This window comes from Alloalcanivorax marinus, from assembly GCF_016785095.1.
GTDB classification, from domain to species: Bacteria; Pseudomonadota; Gammaproteobacteria; order Pseudomonadales; family Alcanivoracaceae; genus Alloalcanivorax; species Alloalcanivorax marinus_A.
Map to the genome: position 1 here is coordinate 216,138 of NZ_JAEKJB010000008.1, position 18,272 is coordinate 234,409.

The window sequence follows — 18,272 nt, forward strand, 5'->3', positions numbered from 1 at the left end:
GCCGGTAAAGCGGGGCCGCTTGAACGGCGCCGGTCGATTGCCTACCATTCCTCGGTTCCGCAACCCTTAGCCTCGGACCCCTTTTCATTCATGAGCGTGCGCTACCGACTGCCCGATGGGGCAACCATGGAGTTTGATCAGCCGGCCTCCGCCCTGGAGATCGCCGAGCGGATCAGCAAGAAACTCGCCAAGCAGGCCCTGGCCGCCAGGGCCGACGGGCGCCTCACGGACGTCTACCTGCCGCTCACGGATGGCACCGAAGTGGAAATCATCACCCGGGACCACGACGATGCCCTGGAGCTGATTCGCCACGATGCCGCCCATGTAATGGCGGAGGCGGTCCAGGAGCTGTTCCCCGGCACCCAGGTGACCATCGGGCCGACCATTGAGAACGGCTTCTATTACGACTTTCACCGGGAAGAGCCCTTCACCCCTGAGGATCTCAAGGCGATCGAGAAGCGCATGCAGGAGATCGTGCGCCGCAATGAGGACATCCGCCGTGAGGTATGGGACCGCGACGAGGCAATCCGCTTCTTTCTGGACCAGGGCGAGGAGTTCAAGGCCGAAATCATCCGCGACCTGCCCGCCGACCAGGAAGTCTCCCTGTACCGTCAGGGCGATTTCATCGACCTGTGCCGGGGCCCGCATCTGCCCGCCACCAGCAAGCTGGGCGACGGCTTCAAACTGATGAAGGTGGCCGGCGCCTACTGGCGCGGCAACGCCGACAACGCCCAGCTACAGCGCATCTATGGCACGGCCTGGCGGGATAAGAAGGAACTCGGCGCCTACCTCAAACAGCTCGAGGAAGCGGAGAAACGCGATCACCGCAAACTGGCCCGGGAAATGGACCTGTTCCACACCCAGCAGGAAGCGGTGGGCAGCATGTTCTGGCACGCCAAGGGCTGGCGCCTGCGCAAGAACCTGGAAAACTACATCCGCGACAAGATGATCAAGTACGGCTACGACGAGGTGTCGACGCCGCAGATGATGGACCGGGTGCTGTGGGAAAAATCCGGCCATTGGGATAAGTATTCCGACGACATGTTCACGGTCTGTACCCACGATGACCGGGAGATGGCGATCAAGCCGATGAACTGCCCCGGCCATGTGCAGATCTTCAACCAGGGCATCAAAAGCTACCGGGACCTGCCGATCCGCATGGGCGAGTTCACGGCCCTGTTCCGCAATGAGGCCCACGGCGCGCTGCACGGCCTGATGCGGGCACGCTCGTTCAGCCAGGACGACGGGCATATCTTCTGCACCGAGGGCCAGGTCAACGAGGAAACCGCCACCTTCATCCAGATGCTGCGTGAGGTGTACAAGGACTTTGGCTTCGAGCAGTTCCGCATCAAATTCTCCGACCGGCCGGAAAAACGCGCCGGCACCGACGCCACCTGGGACAAGGCGGAGTCGGCCCTGCGCGAGGCGGTGGAATCCCTGGGCCTGGAATGTGAACTGAACCCGGGCGAAGGCGCCTTCTATGGCCCGAAACTGGAGTTCGTGCTGCGCGACGCCATCGGACGGGACTGGCAATGCGGCACCCTGCAGGTGGACTTCGTGCTGCCCGAACGACTCGACGCCGAATACGTGGCCGAGGATGGCTCGCGCCAACGGCCGGTGATGCTGCACCGGGCGGTGCTCGGCTCCCTGGAGCGCTTCCTCGGCATCCTGATTGAATCCACCGCCGGCCACCTGCCTCTGTGGATGGCGCCCACCCCGGTGGTGGTGTGCACCATCACCAACGCGGTGGACGATTACGCCGCCGAGGCGGTGGCCCTGCTCAAGGCCCGGGGCGTGCCGGCGGAGCTGGATACCCGCAACGAGAAAATCGGCTTCAAGGTGCGCGAACACTCCAAGGCGAAAACCCCTCGCATCTGGGTGGTGGGCGAGAAGGAAGCGGAGGAGCGCAAGGTAGCGATCCGCAGCCTGGGCTCCAAGGACACCGAGGAAGCCGGCCTGGAAGAAGCGGTGGACGCCCTCTTCCGGGAGACCCGCTCACCGATCTGACGGCCCCGGTGTTGTAGGAGCGACTTCAGTCACGATCAACCGCCTTGCGGATCGCGGCTGAAGTCGCTCCTACGGCGGCGAGGCAGGAGGCATCATGTTCAAAGAGAACGAACGGCAACCGGAAGGCTTCAGCGTATCGCTGGGCGAGGCGCTGGATAACCTGGTGCTCAACGACGCCGGCCTGGTGCCGGTGATCGCCCAGCAGCACGACACCGGCGAGGTGCTGATGTTCGCCTGGATGAACCGGGCCGCCATCGAGGAGACACTGGCCACCGGCCGGGTCTGTTACTACTCCCGTTCGCGGGGCACTCTGTGGCGTAAGGGGGAATCCTCCGGCCAGGTGCAGACGCTCAAGGAACTGCGCGTGGACTGCGACGGCGACGTGCTGCTGGCGCGGGTGGACCAGACCGGTCCGGCCTGCCACACCGGGCGACGGGATTGCTTCTACTGGAAGCTGGACGGCGACCGGGCCACCATCGACAAGACGCCGCTGATCGACCCGGCGGAGCTGTACGGCAAAGACACCTCGAAATAAACCAGCCCCAGGACCGCACCCGGATGCTGAAACTGCACAACACCCTCACCGGCACCAAGGACGACTTCGTTCCTCTGGACCCGAATCGCGTGACGCTCTACGTGTGCGGCCCCACGGTCTATAACTACGTGCACATCGGCAACGCCCGCCCGGTGGTGGTGTTCGACGTGCTCTACCGGCTGCTCAAGCGCCTTTACCCAGGGGTGGTGTACGCCCGCAACATCACCGACATCGATGACAAGATCATCAAGGCCTGCGCGGATACCGGTGAATCCATGGACGCCCTCACCCGGCGCTTCACCACCGCCTTTCAGGAAGACATGGCCGCCCTCGGCGCTCTGGACCCGTCGATCACTCCGATGGCCACCGATCACATCGGCGACATGATCGCCATGATCGAGACCCTGATCGCCAAGGGCCACGCCTACGAATCCCAGGACCACGTGCTGTTCGCGGTGGAATCCATGCCCGACTACGGCAAGCTCTCCGGGCGCAACCTGGAAGACATGCTGGCCGGTGCGCGGGTGGAAGTGGCCGACTACAAGCGCCACCCCGGTGATTTCGTGCTGTGGAAGCCCAGCGACGCGGACCAGCCCGGCTGGGATTCCCCCTGGGGCCGGGGTCGCCCCGGCTGGCACATCGAATGCTCGGCGATGATCCACAAACACCTCGGCGACGTGATCGACATCCACGGTGGCGGCCAGGATCTGATCTTCCCGCACCACGAGAACGAAATCGCCCAGGGCTGCTGCGCCCACGGCACCGAGTACGTGCGCTACTGGATGCACAACGGCTACATCAACATCGACGGCGAGAAGATGTCCAAGTCCCTGGGCAACTTCCGCCTGGTCCGCGAGCTGCTCAAGGAATACCCCGGCGAGGTGCTGCGCTTTGCTCTGTTGTCCAGCCATTACCGGTCGCCGCTGAATTTCTCCGCTGAACTGCTGGAGCAGGCCGAACGCAGCCTGGATTCTCTCTACTACGCATTGCTCGGGCGCGGCGAATCCGTGACCGCCGCGACTGGCTACACCCTGCCCGAGGATCACCCGGTACGGTTGGCGCTGCTCGATGATCTGAACACCTCCGAGGCGATCAGCGCCCTGCACGGCATCGCCGCCCGGCTGAACAAGGCGGAGCCCGCCGACAAGCCGGCGCTCAAGGCCGAGCTGCTGGCCGGCGCCGACCTGCTGGGGCTGCTGGACGCGGACCCCACCGCCTGGTTCCAGAACAAGAAGGCCGGCGACGACGACCTGGACGCCGCCGCCATCGACGACCTGGTCGCCCAACGCACCCAGGCCAAAAAGGACCGGAATTTCGCCCGCGCCGACGAGATTCGCGACCAGCTCAAGGACGCCGGCATCCAGTTGGAGGATACCCGCGAGGGCACCCGCTGGACCCGCGCCTGAAGTGGACTACCACCGGAGCCATGGTGGTTTTTGTCATATTGTTCGTTCTATGATGGGCAGTTACGTTCAGTCTCTGTTTCGGATGCCGTTTTGAAACCCGTTTTGCTTGCCAGTCTGCGGCTCTACCAACTGGTGCTCAGCCCCTGGGTGGGCAACCAGTGCCGTTTCTATCCGACCTGCTCGGAGTACGCCCGGCAGGCGGTGGAAACCCATGGCAGCCTGCGCGGTAGCGCCCTGGCGGCGAAACGCCTTTGCAAATGCCACCCCTGGCACCCTGGCGGTTTCGATCCGGTGCCCGGTCGCGAAGGCGAACCGACCGATGACTGACCTCCGCCCGCGCCGGCACCTGCTGTTCGCCGCCCTGCTGCTGGTGGCGCAAGCGGTGCTCGCCTGGCACGCCCCCAGCCACATCTTCGATAGCCACCGTGACGTGGTGGCCCAGCACGATTGCCAGGCGCTCCATGGCCACGGCATGGCGGCGGCACCGTCGCTGTTGGTGGCACCACCGCCGGCCCCCGCCGGGGCACCGCTGAATACCGGCCCGGTTCTCCCTCCCTACCAGGTCGCCGCCAGCGTCCACCTGGCGCGTGCGCCCCCCCGACTCTCCTGACCCCGGATTCGTAACATTCCGAGGGCGCGCCCGGCGCGCGCCGATCCCGCGTCCCTCCGTGGCCCCTGGCCATGGACGCCGGTCGCGGCTGTATATCAGGAGACAACATGAAACGCTTCAACGCCCCTCTGGCGGCGCCGGCCACGGCGGCCGCCCTGGTGGCCCTGTGCGGCTACGTGAGCGCCGCCGAGCCGGCCACCGAGGACCACCAACTGGAGGCCGTGGAGGTCTCCGCCCTGCCCCTGGGCAGTGACGCCGACCTGACCCCGGCCTCCTTCGATCTGCTGGACGGCGACCTGCTGTTCCAACAAAGCGAAGCCACTCTCGGCGACACGCTGAATGGCCTGCCTGGCGTGCACGCGGACACCTTCGGCGCCGGCAGCAGCCGGCCGGTAATCCGCGGCCAGACCGCGCCCCGGGTCAGCGTGCTATCCGATGGCGCCCGTCTGTTCGATATGTCGGAGATTTCCCCGGACCACGCCACCACCGTGGAACCCATGCTCAGCCGCAAGGTGGAAGTGCTGCGCGGCCCGTCTACCCTGCTCTACGGCGGCGGCGCCATCGGCGGCGTGGTCAACGTGCTGGATGACAAGATCCCCACCCGCATGCCGGATAAACCGGTGGAAGGCTTCTTCTCCGCGCGCGGCAACACCGTGGCCGACGAAAGCGCCGGTGCCGTGGGCCTGACTACCCGGGCCGGCGAGCACCTGGCCCTGCACGTGGAAGGCGCCCGCCGCGAAGCGAGCGACTATGAAGTCAACGGCTTCACCGACCCGACCATCAACGGCACCTGGGCGGAGAGCAACAATGCCAGCGTCGGCCTGTCCTGGATCGGCGACCGGGGCTACCTGGGCCTGGCCTACTCCTACCGGGGAGATCTCTACGGACTGCCGGGCCACAGTCACGAATTCGAAGGCTGCACCTCCAACGGCGCCAGCCTGGAATGCGAAGAAGCCGGCCACGAACACGAGCACGGTGAGCACGAAGCGCCGTTCGTGGATCTCGACAGCCGCCGGGTGGACCTGCGTGGCGAGTACCGTCAACCGTTCGCCGGCGTGGAGGCGGTACGCCTGCGCGCCAGCCACACTGACTACCGCCACCATGAAATCGAGGAAGACGCCATCGGCACCACCTTCCGGCATCGCGGCGTGGACGCCCGGGTAGAAGCGGAGCACGCCCCGATCCTGGGCTGGCGCGGCACCGTGGGCACCCAGTTCTCCGACGGTCGCATCGAAACCTCCGGTGAGGAAGCGGTGGTGCCCAGGACCGACACCCGGGTCGCCGCGCTGTTCGCCGTGGAACGCTACCGTTTCAATGATCGCTGGCAACTGGAAGCCGGTGCCCGCTTCGAGCACCAGAAGCTCGACCCGGATGACGCGGACCGGCCACTGCCCTCGGAAAGCGATAGCGCCGCTTCCCTGTCCACCGCGCTGACCTGGGCGTTCCGCCCGGACTACAACGTGTCGCTGTCCCTGGCCCGCTCCCAGCGCCTGGCCCAGGCCCAGGAGGTCTATGCCCAGGGGGTGCACCTGGCCACCAACACCTATGAGTGCGGCCTGCTCGCCGACCGGTACACCTGTGGCGGCAGCGCCAACGACGACAGTCTGGAGACGGAAACCTCCCATAACGTGGGCCTCAACCTGCGCAAGGTGAACGGTGATCTGACCTTCGACCTGGGACTGTTCCATAACCAGGTGGACAACTACGTCTATGCCCGCACCCTCGACCAGATCGAGGAATTCCGCCTGATCAAGTACAGCCAGGCGGACGTGACCTTCATCGGCGCGGAAGCCGAAGCCACCTATCAGTGGACCGAGCGGTTCTCCACCACCCTGTTCGGTGACGTGGTGCGCGCCGAGTTCGATGACGGTGGCAACGAACTGCCACGCATCCCCGCGCAAAGACTGGGCGGGCGCCTGAACACCTTCTGGCGCGCCTTCGACGGGGAGCTGGAGTTCTACCGGGTGTTCGCCCAGGACCAGATCGCCGGCTTCGAGAGCCGCACCCCCGGCCACGACATGCTCAATGCCACGGTGAGCTACACCTTCACCGGCAGCCCCCAATACAGCGTCTTCCTGCGCGGCAGCAACCTGCTCGGCGAGGAAGTGTGGAATCACGCGTCCTTCCTGGCGCGCACCGTTCCGGAACCCGGTCGCAATCTGACCGCCGGCGTGCGCATGACCTTCTGACGCGGACCACGACGAAACGAATTCGGAGACAACAATGAAACGGTATTTTTCCCCCACCGGCGCCGCCCTGCTGGCGGCATCGGTCCTGCTTGCCGCCTGCAACAACGACACCGGCAGCACCGAGTTACCCGGCGATGACCATGATCACGAACATACCGACTCGGCCGGTCGCCTGGTATTCACCCATGCCGACGGCGCCCACTCACGGGTTTATGTGCATGACCTGGAAAGCGGCGAGACGATCGCCGATTTCGCCCTGGTGCATCCGGCCACGGCGGTGTACGCCAGCCCGGAAAGCCGCTACGCGGTAATCCTTCAGCGTGACGACGATCAGGTGGAATTCCTGGACAACGGCATCCACCAACATGACGACCATGTGCATGAGGACGCGCCCTCCATGCTGGCCTTCACGCTCAATGGGGTGGCGCCCACCCATTACCGGGTCAATGGCGAGCATGGCGCGCTGTTCTTCGACGGCGACGATGGCGCCGCGCAAATGAGCAGCTTCCAACTGTTCAGCGATGAAAGCCTGGAAGCCGGCGGGGTGCTGGCCTCCCAGACGCTGGACACCGCCCACCATGGCGTTGCCGAACCCCTGGAAGGCCTGGTGTTGGCCAGTCACACGGCCACCAGCGGCGACGCCGCGGACGGCGTCACCGTGTTCGAGCTGCACGGTGACCATTTCCACGACGAAGGCGAGCTCGGCACCGCCTGCCCGGGCCTGCACGGCGCCGCCACCAGCGGCCTGTACACGGTGTTCGGCTGCCAGGACGGCGCCCTGCTGGTGGAGCTGCACGACGATCACTTCCACGCCCACAAGATCGCGGTGGCGGAACGGCTGACCTCGGTACTCGGCCACCCCGACGTGGCGGAACTGGCGGCGTTTTCCTACCCGGGCGACAACCTCTATGTGATTGATCCGGAGGCGGAAACCGCCACCGAAACCGACTGGCGCGACGGTGCCGTGGACGGCGGCGGCGCCGCGGTGACCGCCCTGGCCCAGGCCTTCGACGCTCACGGAGAGCACCTGCTGATCCTTGACAGCGAGGGGAGTCTGCATGTGCTGGAAACCGCCGACTGGTCCCATCGCGGCACCGTGCCACTGCTCGACGACGTGCCCGCCGCCGGCCCGGCGCCGGCCCTGGCGGTGAGCGCCGCCGCCGAACAGGCGTTCGTCACCGACCCGGCGGCACCGGCACTGCATGTCCTCGACCTGGAAAACCTGTCGGTGGAAACCGTGGCCCTGGACTTCGCCCCCACCGGCCTGGCCTGGACCGGTATCGCCGGCGAGCACGACCACGGAGAGGAAACCGGGGAAGACGAACACGATCACGAGCATTGATCGTCGTCACGCGCCCTTTCGCGACTAAAGTCGCTCCTACGATATTGCTGTAGGAGCGACTTCAGTCGCGATACACCGCGTCGCCATGGGCGCGGCTTTTCACTACAATGGGGGTCATCCTCAAAGCAGTGGAATTCGGAGTCCCCCATGAAACGATGGCTGTTGGCCGCTGGCCTTGCCCTGCCCCTTTCCGTTCTTTCCGTGCCCGCGATGGCGGCGGGTTACGCCGGCCTGGATTACGTGCGCAGCGACATCGAGCCCGACCGTGGCGGCAGCGCCGATCCCAACGCGCTGCAATTCAAATTCGGTAGCTGGATCAACCGCAACGAGACCCTGGGTGGCGAACTGCGCCTGGGCCTGGGCATCGGTGACGACAGCCTGGGTGGCGGCGCCGACGTGGAGATCGACCGTTACTACGGTGCTTATTTCCGTGGTCAGTTTCCCAACACGCTGCCGGTGCGCCCCTACGGCCTGATTGGCCTGACCCGCATGGAAACCACCATTGATTACCCCGGCGGTGGTTCCAAAGGCGACAACTACACGGACCTCTCCCTGGGGCTGGGCGCCGATATCAGCCTGACCGACGTGGTGTTCGTGAGCGTGGAGTATCTGCGCGCCGTGGATCGCGGTGGCGATGAGGTGAGCAATATCGGTATTGGCCTGAACGGCCGCTTCTGAGCGTCACCCGGCCCAGCCAGGCACAAAAAAGCCGCGCGTCGCGCGGCTTTTTTGTATTCGGAAACGGCCCGCCGCCAATCAGGGAATCGGCAGGTAACCACCGTCCACGCCCTTGGTGACGATGGCCACCGCGTCATGGGCATGCAGGCTCTCCAGGTGGTTCACCCGCAGCCAGAAGTCCTGGTAGCACTGCTGGCCATTCAGGGCCTGCTTGAGGCGCCGGGCGGCGTCCTCACAGAACATCAGGTTCTGCCCGTTGAGCTTGGCGAATTCCTGCTCGTCGACCCGCTTCACGGCGGTCTGCACCGGAGTCTTGAGCGCGCCCTCGATGGTGTCGATCAGGGCGGTGATCGGGAAGGCCTCGTCGCAACCGGTATCCAGCACCACGCGCACCTGCGCCACGGAACGCTGGCTGTGCGGGGTGGCCATGATGCCTTCCTCGGTGCCCAGCCACTCGAACACCTTCTCCATATCCACCTGGCCATCACCACCGAAGTCCTCACGGAACTGCTCCTGGATCAGTTGTCGGGCCAGGGCCGCCGAGCACGGGCAGGTGGAGGAATACGGCACTTCCACCGCCAGCTCCAGGCGCAGCCCTTCGCCGGCCTTGGTGGCCTTGATGGTCACCGGGTAGCTCTTCCAGCCGGCATAGCTGCTCTTGAGCGCGGGGCGGCGCATGGAGTACTCGAAATCGAACTGCACGAAGGCCTGGTCGCTAAGCCCCTCGTGGGTGTTCAGGAAGTTGTCGAGCAGGGTTTCGATGGACGAAGCGCTGACCGAATGATCACCGAAGGTCTCCTCCAGCATCAGATACAGCCGGGACATATGAATGCCCTTGGCGTCCGGGTTGGACAGGCTCACATAGGCCTGAATCGAGGTGCTCACCGGACGCTCGCCGGCCAGGGTATCGCTGACCCGGGCGGGCAGGTGAATCTGGCTCATGCCGACCCAGTCCAGGGTGGTATGCAGGTGGTCCACCATGGAATTGGAGGCCACGTCCGGCATGGATTTTGTGGTTCCGGCACCACTATCGCGCTTCATGGGGAATCTCCGTAGGGACGACGGCGGCGAAGCATGACGCCGATCAGGTGAACAGAATGGCAACCTGATTGTCATCGCCCGATCACACAGGGACGCGAAGTGTAGCAGAATCACCGGGACAAATAGACCTCCCGGCGATGAGGGATTGACAATGGCGACGACAGGCCCGGTCTATAAACCCGCTACAGGGTGATGTCCAGGTCGTCCTCGGGGCCGCCGACCAATTCCTGGAAACGGTCCATTTCACGCAACGGAACGAACATCTCCTCGGCGCGGGCGTGACGGCGCAACGCATCGGAAATGCTCACCGCCTGCTGAAGGTCGTTGAGGGCGTTGTCGGTTTCCCCCAGCCCGGCCCAGGCGCAGGCGCGCTGATAGAGCGCATGGGCGTTGTCCTCGTCCACCTCCAGCACCCGGTCGCACAGGCTCAGCGCCCAGCGCTGCTCGCCCAGCTCCAGGGCGGCGTCGGCTTTCCAGGCGAGCGCTTCCGGGTCGTCCGGGCGCAGCTCGAGGATGCGGTCGTAAAGCTCGATCTTCTCCTTGTAGCTGCCTTCCTTGGTGGCTTTCAGCCACAGGCTGTGGATCTCGTTGGTGCGCTCGATCTCTTCCTGGTTCTCGGCGATGGTGCGGGACTTCTGGCGCAACTCCTGCTCCAGGTCCGCCAGCCGCGACTCGTATTCCACCGTCAGCCGGGACATTTCCTTCTCGGCGTAGACACGGATGTTGTCCTTCAGGTCGCGGATCGTGGACCAGCCCACCAGGGCCAGGATCGAGGCGGCACCGGCGATCAGATAGAAGAAATAGGTAACCGTATTGGTGGCGTAGCCCATGGCCTTGTCCGCCACCTCCAGCTCGCGGTCGGTGACGATACGGTTCATGTCGTTGCGGTACTCCATCATGTCCTGCCGGATGGAGCGCAATTCACCGAGAATCCAGTTCTCCCGAAACTGGGAAATCACCGGCCCCTTCTCGATCTCGCTCTCCGCTTCAGGACGCGGTTCGGCGGGCTCCTGCTGGGCCGCGGCGCCCACACTCATGGTCAGCCACAATCCCCAGATCACCGCCTTCAGGCATCGCTTGAACAAGACCCTTTCCTCTTTACCAATAGGTTACCGATACGCCGGCGTATGGTGGCATTAAGCCCCGGTCGGCGCCAGCCTGAAAGCCGTGAACGCGAACCACCACGCCTTGACAGGCCTGGCCGTATGCAATGTAGTGAGTTGACCCCCGAATGCCACCATCAAGGAGTTTCATGAGAAAGCAACGACTCATGGGCGCCGTGGCCGCGCTCGGCTTACTGGCGTTCAGCGCCGGCGCCAGCGCGGAAACCTGGCGCATCGGCCTGGAAGAAATCGAAGGCAGCGTTCAGCACCGCTACGCGGAGCAGTTCAAGGAGCTGGTCGAGGAGAAAAGCGGCGGCGACATCACCGTGCAGCTGCTGCCCTATGGCACCTGGGGCTCCACCTATTCCGCCCTCTACGACGCGGTCCAGGGCGGCGCCATCCAGCTCGGCTTCGGCTCCGGCGCCCTCGGCGGCACCGTCCCCGAAAGCCAGCTCCTCAACCTCAACTTCATCATGCCCGCCGACCAGCTGGAAACCGCCAAGGTGCTCAACAGCGACGGCTTTCTGAAAAGCGAGGCCTGGCAGCAGTCGTTCCGCCAGCGCGACCTGGTGCCGCTGGCCGAGCTGCCCGAGGGCTATCAGGTCTGGACCGCCGACCAGGCGATCCAATCCCCCGCGGACATGAAAGGTCTGAAGATCCGGGTAATGGACAACAGCCTGCTGCGCACCACCTATCAGGCCTATGGCGCCTCCCCCACCACCATCGCCTACGGCGAACTGTACAGCGCGCTGCAACAAGGCCAGGCGGACGCCAACATTCAGCCGGTATTCGCCCATGAGGAAATGGGGTTCTACGAAGTGCAGAGCCATATGATCTTCGCCCGCCAGTCCCAGTTCGTGGCCACCCTGATGGGCAACGCCGACTGGTACGACGGTCTCTCCGACGAGCAGCGCGCCATGCTCGACCAGGTCACCACCCGCCTGGTTCAGGCCGGCCACGACATGCAGACCCGGTTCAACCAGGAGCGCCTGGAAACCATCAAGTCGAAGAGCGACATCACCATCATCGAGCTCGACGACGCCCAGCGGGACGCCTTTCGCAAGTTGGCCAAGCCGGTGCGCCAGACCTACATCGACGAGGTCGGCGAGCGCGGCGAGCAGTCCCTGAATATCCTGCTCAAGGCGTTCAAACAGGCCGGCGGCAAATAGTCCCCATTCCCACCACGCCCCCAAAGCCCGGCCCCGCGCCGGGCTTTGGAATTGCTGTAGGAACGACCGGGACGCTACCTCGAAGCGGCACAACGGATTTACCGAAAGGCGCGGCGCCCCGTCCGTCAGGAGCTGCCCAAAGACGGCAGCCAGAGGGAAATCTGCGGGTAGGCAATCAGGATTACCGTGGCCAGCATCAACATCAGGATGAACGGCGGCGTACCGCGAATCACGTCCATATAGGGCCGGCGGAACACCGCGATGGCGGTAAAGATGTCGCAACCGAACGGCGGCGTCGCGGAACCGATCGCCGCCTGCAGGGTAACGATCACCCCCACGTGCACCGGGTCCAGCCCGGCGGACTCCACCAGCGGCTTGAAGATCGGCACCAGGATCAGGATCACCACGATCGGGTCCACGAACATGCAGCCGATAAAGAAAGCCACCGCGATCAGCGCCAGGGCGGCGGTCTTGTTGTCGCCAATGGCCTCGATGGCCGGCCCCAGCAACTGCTCCGGCACGCCGGCGGTGCCCAGGGTATGCGAGAAAGCGGCACCGACCGCCACCAGAATGAACACCACGGCGGTGATCATCCCCGAGGACAACGCCAGACCACCCAGATCGCGAAGGCTCACCTTGCGGTAAATCACCACCTCCAGCAGCAGCGCATAGGCCACCGCCACGGCGGACGCCTCCACGGCGCTGAAAAAGCCCAGGTAGATGCCGCCCACCACCAGTACCGGGAAACCCAGCGGCAGAATCGCCCGGCGTATCGCCTTGAAACGCTCGTCCCAACTGGCCCGGGGCTCCGGCTCAATACCCTTGAGACGGGCCCCCACCCAGCAATAGGCGGCGAACATCAGCAAAACCAGAATGCCAGGCAGGATGCCGGCCAGAAACAGGTCACCAATGGAAGTGCCCATCACCACGCCATAGACGATGAAACCAATGCTCGGGGGAATCAGCAGGGCAATGTCGCTGGCATTGATGATCAACGCCAGCGCGAAGCTGTCGGGATAGCCCTTGGCCAGCAAGCGCGGACGCATCGGCCCCCCCATGGCCACCACGGTCGCCTGGGTGGAACCGGACACCGCGCCGAACACCGCGCAGCCCGCCGCCGTGGTGATCGGCAACCCGCCGCGCCAGTGGCGGCTGAACGCATCCACCAGATCCAGCAGGCGGTTGGCGGTATGCCCCTTGGTGAGAATATCAGCGGCGAAAATGAACATCGGCACCGCCGCCAGCACCCAGCTGCCGACCCCGGTGATCATCCAGGTTACCGCCTGCTCCGGGCCGAAGAAGGTCATGCCGGAGAACATCATGAACAGGGTGCCCACCGCCAGCGGCACCATCATCGGGTAGCCCAGCAACAGCAGCACGAGCATGATCAGGGCAAGAACGATCAGCATGCGGGACCTCCCCCCCGGCGATGATGGCGGTACAGTGGTTCAGGCGCGATCGTCATACTCGCCCCCCGCCTCCACCCCGTGCACTGGCACGTCGGAATAGGTTTCCCGTTCGTTGAACGAGCGCCAGATGCCCGGCGTCAAGGCATTGCGGGCCAGGGTCAGCAGATACTGGATACCGGCCAGGCCGAACCCGGCGGGCAGCGCCAGGTAGACGATCCACATGGGCATGCCCAGGGATGAACTGACCCGGCCACGGTCGTGGATGTCCACCACGTACTGGCCGGATTTCCAGGCGAAATAGAACATCAAGGCGGCGGTGCCGGCACAGATCAGCATCAGCAGGCCCTTGCGAGGGGCACCGTGCAGTTGCTCGTAGAGCGCGGACATGCGGATATGGCGGGCGTGACGGGCAGCGTAACTGACCCCCACGAAGGTCATCACCACGATCAGCATCTCGGTGACTTCGTAGGTGCCGGGAATCCCCTTGTCGAAGATCAACTGGCCCACCACATGGGCGCTCATCAACAGCGCCATGACCAGAACGGTGGCGCCGATCACCAGGCGCTCAAGCACGCCAATGGTCCGGTCGAGCACCGCGAGGACGGCAAGCAATCCTTTAAACGCGAACTTCATCGGCCCAATACAACCACACTGTTTACCTTTCATCAACGCAACGGCGGCATGTCGGCCTGTTGCGGAAGGACACCGCTCACCGCCAATAACTACTTTGACATCTAAATATTATACCTCTAAACTAGCCTACCACTGATCGCAAGGAATATCCCGGCCATGGCCGTTATTCATTCGACAAACGCTGCTTTCACATCAAAATGACCTTGTCTTCACACGGTCACATTGGTTTGTTAACCAGAGAATTAACGACCATGGCCAGACACGACGAAGTGCTGATTGCCCTACGCCAGATTATTCGCGCCACCGACCTCTACTCTCGCAAGCTGAGCAAGGTCGCCGGCCTCACCGCGCCGCAACTGCTGATCCTCCAGGCCATCGCGTCCCAGGGCGAGATGACCATGGGTGATATCGCCACCGAGGTATCGGTCAGCCAGGCCACCGTCACCACCATCCTCGACCGCCTGGAAAAGCGCGGGCTGATCGAGCGCAAGAGGGGTGAACGGGATAAACGGCGGGTTTATGCTTATTTGACCGACGCCGGACGCGACATCATGGAGCGCGCGCCGACGCCGCTGCAGGACGAATTCATGTCGCGCTTCTCGCACCTGGAGGACTGGGAACAATCCCTGATTCTCAGTTCACTGCAGCGGGTCGCGGCAATGATGAACGCCGGCGATATCGACGCCTCCCCGGTGCTGGATCTGGGCGCCATCGATCGCGTACAGCCCACTGCGGGTCGCCGGCGCGCCGACTCTTCCTTCGAAACCGACCAGAAGTGACATCATGCTCGCAGACGACAAAAAAGCGGCTTCATCTTCCGCTGACGACAAAGACGACATCATTCTCCGCAAGCCCGAAAGTCAGGACGGCGCGCGGGTGCACAAGCTGATCGCGGAGTGCAAGCCGCTGGACGAGAACTCGGTGTACTGCAATCTGCTGCAATGCACCCATTTCGCGGATACCTCCGTGGCCGCGGAAATGGACGGTGATCTGGTGGGTTTCATCTCCGGCTACATCCCGCCCAAACAGCAGAACACCCTGTTCGTATGGCAAGTGGCGGTGCACGAGAAGGCACGCGGGAAGGGTCTCGCCAAGCGCATGCTGGACCACCTCATCCATCGCGATGAAACGGAAAACGTGCAGTTCATCGAGACCACCATCACCCCGGACAATGAAGCGTCCTGGGGCATGTTCCGCAGCTTTGCCTATGAACGGCGGATGCCCACCGAGGAGTTCATCCTCTTCGATTCACGCATCCACTTCGCGGGTGAGCACAACGATGAACACCTGCTGCGCATCGGCCCGTTCAATCGGGACGACGCCTGAACCCGGAATTCGACCAGACAGTTAGCGAGGTAGACAGAGCCATGGATACGGAAATTTTCGAGAATATTGAGTCCGAAGTGCAGAGTTACGCACGCAGCTTCCCGGTGGTTTTTCAGAAAGCCCAGGGCAGCTACCTGTACGACGAGGAAGGCATCGCCTACCTGGACTTCCTGGCCGGCGCCGGCACCCTGAACTACGGCCACAACAACCCGGTCCTGAAGAAAGTGCTGCTCGACTACATCGAGAACGACTACATCGTGCACGGCCTGGACATGCACACCGTGGCCAAGCGCCAGTTCCTGGAAGCACTGGACGAATACGTTCTCAAGCCGCGCGAAATGGACCACGTGGTTCAGTTCCCCGGGCCCACCGGCACCAACGCGGTGGAAGCGGCGCTGAAGATCGCCCGTAACATCAAGGGCCGCGAGAATATCATCAGCTTCACCAACGGCTTCCACGGGGTGACACTGGGTGCGCTGTCCGCCACCGGCAACAGCCACCACCGGGGCGCCGCCGGCGTGACCATGGGCGGCGTTAGCGTGATGCCCTACGACGGTTACCTGGGCGATGCCTTCGACACCACCCAGTACCTGGACAAAGTGCTGTGCGACTCCTCCAGCGGCATCGACCACCCGGCCGCCGTGATCGTCGAGACCGTGCAGGGCGAAGGCGGCATCAACGCGGCCAGCTTCGAGTGGCTGCGTAACCTGGAGCACGTGTGCCGCAAGCACGACATGCTGATGATCCTGGACGACATCCAGGCCGGCTGCGGCCGCACCGGGACCTTCTTCAGCTTCGATGACGTGGGCATCAAGCCGGACATCATCACCCTGTCCAAGTCACTGAGTGGCTACGGCCTGCCACTGGCGGTGGTTCTGCTTAAGCCGGAACTGGACCAGTGGAAACCCGGCGAGCACAACGGCACCTTCCGTGGCCATAACCTGGCCTTCGCCACCGCCGCCAAGGCACTGGAGCATTTCTGGAGCGATGACAGCTTCGCCAAGGAAGTGCAGAAGAAGGGCGACATCATCACCGAGCGCTTCCGCGACATCGCCGGCGCTTATGATGATCACTGGTTCTACCTGAACGGTCGGGGCATGATGCAGGGCCTGGTATGCCGCGACGGCGAGCTGGCCGAGGAAATCACCAAGGCGGCGTTCAAGCGCAAGCTGGTGATCGAAACCTCCGGCGCCGACGACCAGGTAATCAAGACCCTGTGCCCGCTGACCGTGTCCGAGGAAGAGCTGCACCACGCCATGGACGTGATCAAGGAAAGCGTGGCCGAGGTCATGAAGGACCGCATCAAACGCGGCGACGCCCACTCCGTATCCAGCCTGGCGGGTTGAACCCCGTCCGAGCCGGCCACCCCGGGTGGCCGGCCCGTTTTCCCTATTTACCCTTTCAGCGTTTCAGAATGTTCAGGAGGTAGTCGATGATCGTTCGCACCTTGGCGGAAGCCGAAAAAACCGAGCGCCGCGTGGTGGCCGAGAATGGCAACTGGCAATCCGTGCGGTTGTCCCTGAAGGAAGACGGCATGGGCCACTCCTTCAACATCACCACCATCTTCAAGGGCACCAAGACCCACATCAAATACGCCAACCATTGGGAATCGGTGTACGTGATGTCCGGCAAGGGCAAGATCGAGATGGTCGATACCGGCGACGTGTACGAGCTGACCCCGGGCACCATCTACCTGCTCGACCAGCACGACGAGCACTACCTGTACGGTGGCGAGGACGAGGACATGGTGGTGGCCTGTGCCTTCACACCGCCGTTGAGCGGCAAGGAAGTACACGACGAAAACGGCGTCTATCCCGCTGACCTGGACTGATCGCCAGCGTTCGTCACGCCCCCGAAAGCGGAGCTCAAGGCTCCGCTTTTTTGTGTTCGGCACACGGTCGGTTTTCTGCGACCAAGGTCTAATTCAGGGGCGGCGGGCGTTCCTGGATAGTAACCGCACCAACGCGGCGGTCGGGGAACCCGCCGCGCACCGGGTGACAACCTTGCCTTGCTCCGACAATATGGCTCCGGAGAGTTTCCACGGTGCCCTCCCTGGTGGGGGGCCCTCTCTTTTTTTGCCCATCGGATCACTTTGCCGAAGGCCGGCGGCGGCAGGCCCGCTTCCGCCGTGTATACTGCCGGGACAACGAGTCACAGGCCCCAATAATGAAAATACTGATCGCCGACGACCATCCCCTTTTTCGTGCCGCGCTGCGCCAGGCCGTGGACGTGAGCTTCGAACACGCCGACATTTTCGAGGCGGATTCCCTGGCCTCCCTGGAACGCCTGGGCGAGGATCAGGTGCCCTTCGACCTGATCCTGCTGGACCTTCACATGCCCGGCACCCATGGCTTTTCCGGCCTGATCTATCTGCGTGAGCTGTACAACAAGGTGCCGCTGGTGGTGATCTCCGCCAACGAGGCCCTGGACGTGATCCAGCGCTCCATCCAGTTCGGCGCCGACGGGTTCATTCCCAAGTCCGCGTCCGTGGACGACATGACCCGGGCACTTTCCAGAATCATCGACGGCGAGCTCTGGGTACCGGACTATGCCCGTCGCCCCCTTCCTCCCGAGCCCGGCGATTTCGCCGGCATGCGCGAACGCATCACCAGCCTCACGCCGCAGCAGTTCCGGGTCATGGGCATGCTCATGGAAGGCATGCAGAACAAGGTCATCGCCTACGAGCTGGAGGTTTCCGAAGCCACCGTGAAAGCACACATGACGGCGATCTTCCGCAAGCTCGGCGTGCGCAACCGTACCCAGGCGGTGCTGGCACTCAAGGACCTCGCCATCGAACCGCCGGGCCTGGAATAACGCCGTTACG

General features: G+C 63.8%; 18 protein-coding genes. 14 read left to right on the top strand and 4 right to left on the bottom strand.

Features of this window, described 5'->3' with window-relative positions:
- The first annotated feature begins 90 nt into the window (after positions 1-90).
- The 8 genes from thrS to JF515_RS08045 all read left to right on the top strand — a co-directional run bounded on the left by thrS (position 91) and on the right by JF515_RS08045 (position 8,767).
- Positions 91-2,007 (top strand): threonine--tRNA ligase, encoded by a 1,917-nt coding sequence (gene thrS / locus JF515_RS08010; RefSeq protein WP_203102889.1) that lies wholly within the window; start codon positions 91-93, stop codon positions 2,005-2,007.
- A gap of 94 nt (positions 2,008-2,101) precedes the next feature.
- The gene (hisI, locus tag JF515_RS08015; RefSeq protein ID WP_203102898.1) at positions 2,102-2,542 is read left to right on the top strand and encodes a phosphoribosyl-AMP cyclohydrolase; all 441 of its coding nucleotides are present in this window, start codon (positions 2,102-2,104) and stop codon (positions 2,540-2,542) included.
- Positions 2,543-2,565: 23 nt separating this feature from the next.
- Complete coding sequence (cysS, locus tag JF515_RS08020; RefSeq protein ID WP_203102900.1) at positions 2,566-3,948, top strand: cysteine--tRNA ligase; 1,383 nt, start codon at positions 2,566-2,568, stop codon at positions 3,946-3,948.
- Between the two features lie 90 nt (positions 3,949-4,038).
- Positions 4,039-4,275 (top strand): membrane protein insertion efficiency factor YidD, encoded by a 237-nt coding sequence (gene yidD, locus JF515_RS08025; RefSeq protein ID WP_203102902.1) that lies wholly within the window; start codon positions 4,039-4,041, stop codon positions 4,273-4,275.
- Positions 4,268-4,558: a hypothetical protein gene (locus tag JF515_RS08030; protein ID WP_203102904.1), complete on the top strand. Its 291-nt coding sequence runs from the start codon at positions 4,268-4,270 to the stop codon at positions 4,556-4,558. Before yidD ends, JF515_RS08030 begins: the two co-directional genes overlap by 8 nt.
- A 107-nt stretch (positions 4,559-4,665) precedes the next feature.
- Positions 4,666-6,747 (top strand): TonB-dependent receptor domain-containing protein, encoded by a 2,082-nt coding sequence (locus JF515_RS08035; RefSeq protein ID WP_203102912.1) that lies wholly within the window; start codon positions 4,666-4,668, stop codon positions 6,745-6,747.
- 34 nt (positions 6,748-6,781) lie between these two features.
- Positions 6,782-8,089, top strand: a complete 1,308-nt coding sequence (locus JF515_RS08040; RefSeq protein ID WP_203102914.1) for a hypothetical protein — start codon at positions 6,782-6,784, stop codon at positions 8,087-8,089.
- A gap of 147 nt (positions 8,090-8,236) precedes the next feature.
- A complete protein-coding gene (locus JF515_RS08045; protein ID WP_203102916.1) occupies positions 8,237-8,767 on the top strand; it encodes an outer membrane beta-barrel protein in 531 nt (176 codons plus the stop codon).
- A gap of 78 nt (positions 8,768-8,845) precedes the next feature.
- Here JF515_RS08045 and folE2 read toward each other — a convergent pair whose 3' ends face one another.
- Both folE2 and JF515_RS08055 read right to left on the bottom strand, forming a co-directional pair.
- Positions 8,846-9,808, bottom strand: coding sequence for a GTP cyclohydrolase FolE2 (gene folE2 / locus JF515_RS08050; RefSeq protein ID WP_203102917.1), 963 nt, complete (start codon positions 9,806-9,808; stop codon positions 8,846-8,848).
- Positions 9,809-9,990: 182 nt separating this feature from the next.
- Entirely contained in the window at positions 9,991-10,893 is a 903-nt protein-coding gene (locus tag JF515_RS08055; protein ID WP_238400936.1) for a tetratricopeptide repeat protein, read from the bottom strand.
- 167 nt (positions 10,894-11,060) lie between these two features.
- Between JF515_RS08055 and dctP the strand changes: the two genes are divergently transcribed.
- On the top strand, positions 11,061-12,080 hold the full coding sequence (gene dctP, locus JF515_RS08060) for a TRAP transporter substrate-binding protein DctP (protein ID WP_203102919.1): 1,020 nt from the start codon (positions 11,061-11,063) through the stop codon (positions 12,078-12,080).
- 125 nt (positions 12,081-12,205) lie between these two features.
- Here the strand turns inward: dctP and JF515_RS08065 are convergent, their stop codons facing one another.
- Complete coding sequence (locus tag JF515_RS08065) at positions 12,206-13,489, bottom strand: TRAP transporter large permease (RefSeq protein WP_203102921.1); 1,284 nt, start codon at positions 13,487-13,489, stop codon at positions 12,206-12,208.
- A 39-nt stretch (positions 13,490-13,528) separates the two neighbouring features.
- Positions 13,529-14,122, bottom strand: a complete 594-nt coding sequence (locus JF515_RS08070) for a TRAP transporter small permease (RefSeq protein ID WP_203102923.1) — start codon at positions 14,120-14,122, stop codon at positions 13,529-13,531.
- 251 nt (positions 14,123-14,373) lie between these two features.
- Between JF515_RS08070 and JF515_RS08075 the strand changes: the two genes are divergently transcribed.
- The 5 genes from JF515_RS08075 (at position 14,374) to JF515_RS08095 (ending at position 18,262) form a co-directional block, all read left to right on the top strand.
- Positions 14,374-14,901 carry a MarR family winged helix-turn-helix transcriptional regulator gene (locus JF515_RS08075; protein ID WP_203102925.1) on the top strand — a complete coding sequence of 176 codons (528 nt, stop codon included), beginning with the start codon at positions 14,374-14,376 and terminating at the stop codon, positions 14,899-14,901.
- A gap of 4 nt (positions 14,902-14,905) precedes the next feature.
- Positions 14,906-15,448, top strand: a complete 543-nt coding sequence (gene ectA, locus JF515_RS08080; RefSeq protein WP_203102927.1) for a diaminobutyrate acetyltransferase — start codon at positions 14,906-14,908, stop codon at positions 15,446-15,448.
- A 41-nt stretch (positions 15,449-15,489) separates the two neighbouring features.
- Positions 15,490-16,794, top strand: coding sequence for a diaminobutyrate--2-oxoglutarate transaminase (gene ectB / locus JF515_RS08085; RefSeq protein ID WP_203102929.1), 1,305 nt, complete (start codon positions 15,490-15,492; stop codon positions 16,792-16,794).
- Positions 16,795-16,880: 86 nt separating this feature from the next.
- Positions 16,881-17,279, top strand: a complete 399-nt coding sequence (locus JF515_RS08090; protein WP_203102931.1) for an ectoine synthase — start codon at positions 16,881-16,883, stop codon at positions 17,277-17,279.
- Between the two features lie 332 nt (positions 17,280-17,611).
- The gene (locus JF515_RS08095) at positions 17,612-18,262 is read left to right on the top strand and encodes a response regulator (RefSeq protein WP_203104493.1); all 651 of its coding nucleotides are present in this window, start codon (positions 17,612-17,614) and stop codon (positions 18,260-18,262) included.
- Positions 18,263-18,272 lie beyond the last annotated feature (10 nt).